The sequence below is a fragment of the Rhodoblastus sp. genome (genome assembly GCF_041915505.1).
Lineage (GTDB): Bacteria > Pseudomonadota > Alphaproteobacteria > Rhizobiales > Beijerinckiaceae > Rhodoblastus.
In genome coordinates this window covers 1-8215 of record NZ_JAYSBG010000147.1, presented here as the reverse complement: position 1 = coordinate 8215, position 8215 = coordinate 1, and the positions used below count along the sequence as shown (strand labels likewise).

Sequence of the window (8215 nt, the reverse complement as noted above, 5' to 3'; positions counted from 1 at the left end):
GGAAGCCGAGAATATAGCCGGCGGCGGTATGGGCGCCGTGCTCGCGCCATTTCTGCAGCATGGCGCGATATTCGGTGATCTTGTTCTGGCGCTTCTTGGCCTCGATCAGATTGTCCGGATTGATGTTCTCAAGCCCGATGAAGACGCGGTTGGCGCCCGCGCGCGCCGCCTTCTCGATAAAGTTCGGAATTTTGTGACAAAGCGTATCGACCTGGATGGTGAAGCCGAACGTCATGCCCTCTTCCTCGCGCAGCTTGATGATGCGGTCGAAGAGTTGCTCCCATTGGCTGTTGCGGGCGAAATTGTCGTCGGTGATGAAGAAGCGCGTCACCCCCTGCGCCTGGTTCTCGCGCAAAATGCGTTCGAGATCGTCGGCGTTGCGGAAGCGGCTCTTGCGGCCCTGCACATTGATGATGGTGCAGAACGAACATTGATAGGGGCAGCCGCGGCCGAAATCGAGGCTCGACAGCTTGCCCATGGTGCGGCGGACGCGGGCGCGCGGCAGGATCGGCAGCGGCTCGCCTTCGAGCGAGGGCAGGTCGTCGAGATAATTATAAAGCGGCTTGAGCTTGCCGGCGAAAGCGTCGACGAGGAAGTCGTCGAGCCGGCTGTTTTCCGACTCGCCCGCGAATAGCGAAATGCCGAGATCCTGCGCTTCGCGGATTTCCGGCGGCAGCTCCGGCAGCATGGCGAGGCAGCCCGAGACATGGAAGCCGCCTATGCCGACCGGCAGACCCGCCGCGCGGAACTGGCGGGCGAGATCGAGCGCCCGCGGAAACTGGTTCGATTGCACGCCGACCAGGCAGATCAGGCCCTCGCCGCCGCCTTCGCGGACCAGTTGCGCGATTTCGGCCGGGCGGATGCGGGTATTGGTCTCGTCATAGGTATGCAGGCGGATTTCGACATTCTCGCCGAGAATGGCGCGTTGCGCGGCGTCCTGCGCCAACCCGAACATGCAGGCCAAAGTATTCGAAGGGATCGCCGAACGGAACCATTGGATCGGATAGCCCTGGTCGTCGTAATGGGTGGGCTTGATCAGGACGACATTGAAGATACGGGCGGCAGTCCGGGAGATCGTCTCTGACGTCATTCTCACCCCTTCGGCTAAAGCGCGGCATTATTGTTTTCATTGGAAATCTGCCGGCGACCTTAGTCGATCCGCCAGCGGGTGGGAAGGCGTTGCAAGGCTTTTCCACGCAGCCTTGCGCCTTTTCGCGCCCGTCAGACCAGTTTTTGCGCCCGCGCGTCAAGCGTGCGCCTGATTTTCAGCCGCCTGATCAGATGTTTCAGGTCGCGCGGGGCGGCGTCGCGCAAGGCCGCGCATTGGGCGAAGACGCCGACCGGCTCGGCCAGGCTGGGCGCGAGGCGGGTCATCAGAGTGTTCGGGAAACGCCGCAGCAAGACGCCGTGAAAGGCCTGGGCGTCGCGCAGAAGGTCGCCGGCCTCCTCAACGAAACTGCTTTGCGGCGCGAAGCCGCCGAGCAGCACGAAGGCGATCTCGCTGCGCGAACGCGCCGCCGCCTGCGCCAGCCCCTCGCCGGCCGAATGGGCCTCGATCAGCCCGCAACCGGCTTGATCGGCGATTTCCGTGAGCTGGTCTTCGGCCGGGCCGATGATGAAGGCTTCGCGCACCACGCCTTCGACGGTCGCGCGCACCAAAGCGCACAGGCTGCGCGCAACAGCCTCGGCGGCGCGCGCCGCCGGGGTTTCCGCGCCGAGGGAAGGAGAGAGAACGACCGCCATGACCATGGGGCGATCGCTTTAGTCGAAATCCCGCCTTTGGCAAGGGTTTTGGCCGCCAGCGCAGGGCGAAGTCTTGACAAAGTTTTAACGTTCTATAAATGTTCCTTGTACCTGTTTTGTTCGAGCGCTGGTCTCAGGGGAGGCGGCCCAGGAGGGGCGGCTATGGCTTTTTCGGCACAAGATCCGGCGTCCGCCCCGGCCTCCGCCCCCGAAGCGGTCTCGACGGTCGCCCCTGGCCGCCGTCGCGGGCGGGCGGCGGTCAGCAATGCGTCGGGACGTTTCGAAAAGGTCCAGCGCGTCGATTGCGACGACGGCTGGGGTTCATTGGACGACCTGCCGCCGTTCCGGACGGAAATCACCCATGAACGGCCTCGCACGATCATCGCGCGCAATGAATCGCCGGACATCGCCTTCGACCGCTCGATCAATCCCTATCGCGGCTGCGAGCACGGCTGCGTCTATTGTTTCGCGCGGCCCACCCACGCCTATATGGGCCTGTCGCCGGGGCTCGATTTCGAGAGCCGGCTGTTCGTCAAGGACGGCGCGGCCGAGGTGCTGAAGCGCGAGCTTTCCGCTCCCGGCTACCAGCCGAAGACGCTGGCGATCGGAACCAATACCGACCCCTATCAGCCGATCGAGCGCGAATATCGCGTCATGCGGCAGGTGCTGGAGGTTCTGGCGGAGGCCGATCATCCCGTGGCCATCGTCACCAAATCGGCTTTGGTCCTGCGCGATCTCGATCTGCTCGCGCCGATGGCGGCGAAAGGGCTGGTCAAGGTCGCGCTTTCGGTGACCACGCTCGACCGCGCTCTGGCGCGGACCATGGAGCCGCGCGCGACCACGCCGGGGCGGCGGCTGGAGGCGATCGAAAAGCTCTCGGTCGCCGGCGTGCCGACCGCGGTCATGATCGCGCCGGTCATTCCCGGCGTCACCGATCATGAAATGGAGACCATTCTCACCCGCGCCTTCGCCTTCGGCGCGCGGGAGGCCGGCTATATCCTGCTGCGGCTGCCGCTGGAGACGCAGGATCTGTTCGGCAATTGGCTGCTCGAACATTTCCCCGACAAATATCGCAAGGTGCTGTCGCTGCTGCGCTCGACCCGCGACGGCAAGCTCTACGATTCCGCCTGGGGCAAACGCATGACCGGGACCGGACCCTACGCCTGGATGATCGGCCGGCGCTTTGAAATGGCGAGCGCGAAGATCGGTTTCGGCAAGCGCAGAATCGCCCTGCGGACCGATCTGTTCAAACCGCCCGAGGGCGGCGCGCGCCAACTCAGCCTGTTTTGAGGGCGATGCGCTCAGCCCTTGCGGGTCAGGCGATAGGGAAAGGGCGCAAAGCGGGCCGAAGCCAGGGTCGGCGCGGCGCCATTGATCGGCGCGCCCCAGCGCGTCGCCGTTTTTGGGGGCGGCGCGGCGGGCGCCAAGGCGCGGAACGGCGGCTGCGGCGGCAGGGGAGGCGACGAATCTTGCGGATTGGCGGCAGGTGGATTGGCGCTGGACGTGTCGCTCGGCGCCGGGTCGCGGGCGTTTTGCGCGGCCGCCTGGTCAAGCTGCGCCGGGCGCGGGGGCGGAACCGGCATGACGACGGCGGCCGTCGCGGCGTCCGGCGACGAGGCGTCCGAGTGCGGCGCGTCGCCGGCCGGCGGGACGGCTTCTGCGACCTGGACCTTGACGCGCTGGACCTGAACGGGCGCGTTGTTATAGCCGCTATAGGCGGGAATCCCGGTCGGGTTCAGCCCCGCCATCAGGCCGCCGAAGGTGTTGGAAAAGGGATTTTCCGGCGCGCTGGGTCGCACGCTCGCCCGCGCGATCAGCACTTTCGGCGAGGCGGGCGTATTGCAGTCGCGCACCCCGAGGCGGATCAACTCCGATCCCGTCAAGGATTTATATTGCCGCGTCAGCACGCCGAGACGCTCGCGCACGGCGGGCGGATAGGCGGACAGCATGGCGGAGGAGACGTCTTCGTTGGTCGCTTTGGTGATCGGGTTATAGGCCTTGTGAAACCGCAGCACGCTGTCGGGATAGACGCAGACATTGGGGACCGCGAGCGCCAGCGTGCAGGCCGAGCGGCATTCATGCAGGCGCACCTCACGGCCGCTGCGGATATAGGCGGTCGTCATCGCGCTATATTCGCGGACGTCGCCGCCGACGTCCTTCATCACAATGACCGGCGCGTCGCCGGGCGGCGGGTGCAGATATCCCATCGATCCTGTCTCGAAGTTCGCGCCAGCTTTGATGCAACGTGGTAAAGGCTTCATTAAGGCGCTGGCGCGCCCGGCGGAATCGCGCCGGAGGTCGGCTTGTTCGCGACTGGGGCTTGGGCTAAACAGGACGCAATCCGATTTTGCGGCTTTATCCGCGTTCAGACAGGGGGGATACGATCATGCTTTTCGACGGCGGGTTCAATTTCTGGAATTTTCTGGTCGACGCCTTCACGATCTTCCTGTTCATCATGTGGATCTGGATCCTGATCAATGTGATCAGCGATCTGTTCCGTCGCCATGACGTTTCCGGCTGGATCAAGGCGATCTGGATCATCGCCTTGATCTTCGCGCCGCTGCTCGGCGTCCTCGCTTATCTGATCTTCCAGGGACGCGGCATGGCGGAGCGCCGGCTGCAGGACGTCAAACAGGCGCGCGACGACATGCGCCGTTTCGTCGGCTTCAGCGTCGCCGACGAACTGGCCAAGCTCGACAAGCTGAAGGAAACCAACGCCATCAGCGCCGACGAATACGCCCGCATGCGCGCGCGCCTGGTCGAATAGGCCGGATCGCCTTTTGGTCGCTTGACATTGCGGCGCGCTGCTTCGGCGGCGCGCCGCATTTTTTTGCGCGGGCGGTCATTTCGGGGCGGAAAACGCCTATGGACCGCCCGATGGCGCTCTGGCCGATGACTGGCCTCGATCGACCCTCAAGAGACCGCCGGCGCTTATTTGCGACCGTTCGGCATCCGCAGGAACCAGATTCAAGCGGACCGTGTTGTCCGTGGTAGTTGCGTCTCCATGGGACGAGATCAAGGTGAAGCGACGAGCCCAAAGGAGCTCCCGCATATCGTGCGGTCTTCGCGAACGAGTCGGTTTCGCCTCTTCCTGACCAAATCGTCATTCGCGGGAGGCGCGAATGGGTGCGACCGCAGGGACCGGTTCAAACATTCAAAATGCCGATCGTGCGATCCTGGGCGACGCCCTGAAGGCGAAATTTGGCGTCGCGTTTAAACAGTTCGATGCGGAATTCGAATTGCTGGTGCTTGGCCCGAAGGAACTCCTCTTTGAAGAAGGCGACTTGGGCAAGGACGTGTATGTCGTTCTGAGCGGCCGCCTGAGAGCCTTCCGCAAGACATCCAAAGGCACTGAAATTCTGAATGAAATCGGCTGTGGCGAAACCGTTGGCGAGCTGGCCTTCCTGTTGAACGCCCCACGATCGGCGAGCGTGATGGCGATCCGGGAATCGCGCATCGCGCGTTTCGACCGTCCGTCTTTCGAGTCGCTGCTGTCGCGCAAGCCTCAATTCGCGACCGAGATCATGCGTCTCGCCATTGAACGATTTCGCAACAAGGAAAGAACACGTTCCGCAATCTGGCGGCCCGTCGTCATCGCGGTATTGCAATTATCGCCGCAGATAGACCTTATCCGGTTTGCGCGCCGTTTGGCGAAGGCGCGATTGAAATTCGGCGGCCCGGTCGAAGTTGTCGCCGAAGCCGATCTCCCTCGCTGCGCCGCCGAGGAATCCGACCGCTTCGCGCCCAACGGATCGGTCGCTCGTTTCCTGAATGATCGGGCGGCCGCCAACGAGGCGCTGTTTGTCATCGTCGATTCGCGCTCGACGCCTTTCGCCGCGCTTTGCCTTCAGCTGGCCGATGAAATCCTGCTTGTGGCTTCGGGCCGCGATGCGCCGACCGATCCGTCGCATGACATGCTCGCGATTGACGGAGACGCTCATTTCCCGCGCGCCAACCAAACGCTTGTCCTGCTCTATCCGTCGGGTGGCGGAAGGCCTCTCGTCACGAACGCCTGGTTGTCTCGATATGAGGTTCTCAGACACTTTCATGTGCGGGAAGACATGGATCGCGATTGGTCCCGCCTGGCGCGGGTTTTGGCGGGCCAGGCGGTAGGCCTCGTCCTGTCCGGCGGCGGCGCGCGAGGCCTCGCGGAAATCGGAGTCCTCCAGGCTCTGCATGCGGCTGGCGTCGATCCGGATTACCTGGGAGGGACCAGCATCGGAGCGATCATCTCGGCGTTCGATGCGCTCGAAATTCAAGGCGAAACGCTCGTCGAAGCGGGAAGGGCCGCCTTCAAGGCGAATTTGCTCAAGGATTACAACCTCGCGCCATTGGTTTCGCTGATCAAGGGAATGAACGTCCAGGATGCGCTTCGTCGCATCATCAACAGGACGTTCGGATCGGACGACGCGTGCAGCGAGGACATTTGGAAGACGCATTTTTGCATCGGATCGAATTATTCAACCGCGCGGGAGGAAGTGCTCCGGCGTGGTCTTCTGTGGCGAAATCTGGTCGCCAGCGCATCGATACCCGGAATTTTCCCGCCGCAAATCATCGACGGAAACATGATTTTTGACGGCGCGACCTTCAACAATTTCCCTGTTGATGTCATGGAGCAAATGGGAGCGGCTTACATCATCGGCGTAGACATGCTCGCCGAAACCGACATGAGCCTGATGTCGGATCGTTTGCCGAATGCCATCAGCCTGCTGGTCGATCGATGGAAGGGGCGCTCCACGCGGCGCTATCAATTTCCGCTGCTGCACGAAACATTGTTCAACGCCGCTCTGCTGGGCTCGCAGGCGAAGCAACGGACGATGCGTACAAGAGTCGACCTGCTTGTCGCGCCGAGGATCGAGGGCGTCGGCTGGCTCGATTGGAGCCGCTACGACGAAATTGTTCGAATGGGATACGAGACTGCGAGCCGGGAAATCGAAAAGCTGGATTCCGCGCAGTTGAAGCGGCTTCAGGCGACATGAACAGAGCCGTCGAGCCAAGGTCCATCTCGGCCGCATTCATGGTTGGGGGCCTCCAATCGTCTTCAGTTTGCTGCGTAAATCTTTGATACACCGCCCGAGATTTGCGGCTGCGCGATCGCCCCATTTCTCACGTGTTTCCGCACAGCGAAAGAGGAGAGCGTCGCGCTCTTGAAAGCGCGTGAGCATCGCAATTTGTTCACGATAAAATTCGGCCTCGGCCATCGTCTCGTGTTCGAACCGAAGCTTGTGGAGGTTGGCCTCGAATTGATCCCATGGCGAAGCAAGAGATCCCAGATCGAGGTCGAGAAAAAGATCGAAATCGTCACAAAATCCGGGATATCGCTCGAAATCGGGTTTGGCGTGGAGGTGATCGGCTGTGGCCATGATCAATTCCTCCACCGCGCCGGCCTCGCTTTCGCTCGCGTTGGAGTAGCGCCCGAAGAGATCCGCGCTCGCCCGAACATTGTCGCGGTCGGCTCGCGGGGCGCCGTTCCTATCGTACAGGTCATAAACCGCGTCGTGCCAGAATATAGCGGCGATCATGATGTCATGACGTATCGCCGCGCGAGACAACGACGCCAATCTCTCGAAGATTTCAGCAATATGTCGCCAAGTGTGATAAGCGCGATGCGGCTCGCGATAGCGCGCGTCAAGCTCCGCCCACGCTCCTGGCCGATAAGCGGCATCGTGCGGCAGCCAGTATCGTTGCTTTAGGCTGGCCGCCAGCGCATCTGTTCGTTCCGGTCTGAGTGTTGAAGTCATGGCTTCGACCGATCGGGCATGAGGCCGCATCCAACCTTGGTCCGTCTCCGGCGCTGGAAGCGATACGCCTCCCATTCGCTGAGTCCAGCGTCCATTTCTTTATGTGTTTTTTGCGTGCGCCGGAAAGGCTCAAGCGCCACGGAACCAACCGGACGCGACCCCGAATTCATTCAGGATGAAACGGATCGCGGCCACGCTGTCCATTCCGCCTTCACGCCCATCAAAATTGCGTGAGGGCTCTCGTCGCGCTCACTTCTCACGGAAGACCAGTCCAAGCTTGTCGGTCAAGGGCTGCGTGAGATAGGCGATGACGCGTCGCGCCTCACCGCGGATCAGAACTTCCGCAGGCATGCCCGGGAAGAGCTCCTTGCCCTGAAGCTTTGCCGCTTCATTCATGGGTATGTCGATCTTCGCCGTGAAATAGGGTTGACCCACGCGCTCATCCTTCACCTGGTCGGGCGAGACATTGGCGACCACGCCCTCAAGCTCGGGCGGCGTGGGCAGCTTCAGCGACGTCAGGCGAACCGTCGCGGGCTGACCGGGATGAACTTCGTCGACTTCGTCGGGGCGGATCTTGACCGTGACCTGAAGCGGTTCATCGCTAGGAATGATGGACATCACGGTTTGCCCCGGCGAGATCACCCCACCCATCGTATGGACGGTCAGTTCGTTCACATAGCCCGTACGCGGAGCCTTGATTTCCAATCGCTGCAATCGGTCGCGAGAGGCCG

8 protein-coding genes are annotated in these 8215 nt (G+C 62.3%); 3 read left to right on the top strand and 5 right to left on the bottom strand.

Annotation, left to right across the window (positions count from 1 at the left end):
* Both ACE3S9_RS10750 and ACE3S9_RS10745 read right to left on the bottom strand, forming a co-directional pair.
* Positions 1-1090, bottom strand: a 1090-nt coding sequence (locus tag ACE3S9_RS10750) for a radical SAM protein (protein WP_374546455.1), incomplete at its 3' end; no start/stop codon positions are given.
* Between the two features lie 131 nt (positions 1091-1221).
* A complete protein-coding gene (locus ACE3S9_RS10745; protein ID WP_374546454.1) occupies positions 1222-1749 on the bottom strand; it encodes a transposase in 528 nt (175 codons plus the stop codon).
* A 156-nt stretch (positions 1750-1905) separates the two neighbouring features.
* Between ACE3S9_RS10745 and ACE3S9_RS10740 the strand changes: the two genes are divergently transcribed.
* On the top strand, positions 1906-3033 hold the full coding sequence (locus ACE3S9_RS10740; RefSeq protein WP_374546453.1) for a PA0069 family radical SAM protein: 1128 nt from the start codon (positions 1906-1908) through the stop codon (positions 3031-3033).
* Positions 3034-3044: 11 nt separating this feature from the next.
* Here ACE3S9_RS10740 and ACE3S9_RS10735 read toward each other — a convergent pair whose 3' ends face one another.
* The gene (locus ACE3S9_RS10735; protein ID WP_374546452.1) at positions 3045-3950 is read right to left on the bottom strand and encodes a hypothetical protein; all 906 of its coding nucleotides are present in this window, start codon (positions 3948-3950) and stop codon (positions 3045-3047) included.
* Between the two features lie 179 nt (positions 3951-4129).
* On the opposite strand from ACE3S9_RS10735, the gene ACE3S9_RS10730 reads away from it, so the two are divergent.
* Both ACE3S9_RS10730 and ACE3S9_RS10725 read left to right on the top strand, forming a co-directional pair.
* Positions 4130-4510: a PLDc N-terminal domain-containing protein gene (locus tag ACE3S9_RS10730; RefSeq protein WP_374546451.1), complete on the top strand. Its 381-nt coding sequence runs from the start codon at positions 4130-4132 to the stop codon at positions 4508-4510.
* A gap of 355 nt (positions 4511-4865) precedes the next feature.
* The gene (locus tag ACE3S9_RS10725; protein ID WP_374546450.1) at positions 4866-6722 is read left to right on the top strand and encodes a patatin-like phospholipase family protein; all 1857 of its coding nucleotides are present in this window, start codon (positions 4866-4868) and stop codon (positions 6720-6722) included.
* Positions 6723-6758: 36 nt separating this feature from the next.
* Here the strand turns inward: ACE3S9_RS10725 and ACE3S9_RS10720 are convergent, their stop codons facing one another.
* Together ACE3S9_RS10720 and ACE3S9_RS10715 are read right to left on the bottom strand one after the other, a co-directional pair.
* Positions 6759-7484: a hypothetical protein gene (locus ACE3S9_RS10720; protein WP_374546449.1), complete on the bottom strand. Its 726-nt coding sequence runs from the start codon at positions 7482-7484 to the stop codon at positions 6759-6761.
* Positions 7485-7733: 249 nt separating this feature from the next.
* Positions 7734-8215: HlyD family efflux transporter periplasmic adaptor subunit (locus ACE3S9_RS10715; RefSeq protein ID WP_374546448.1), on the bottom strand; the 482-nt coding region annotated here is incomplete at its 5' end.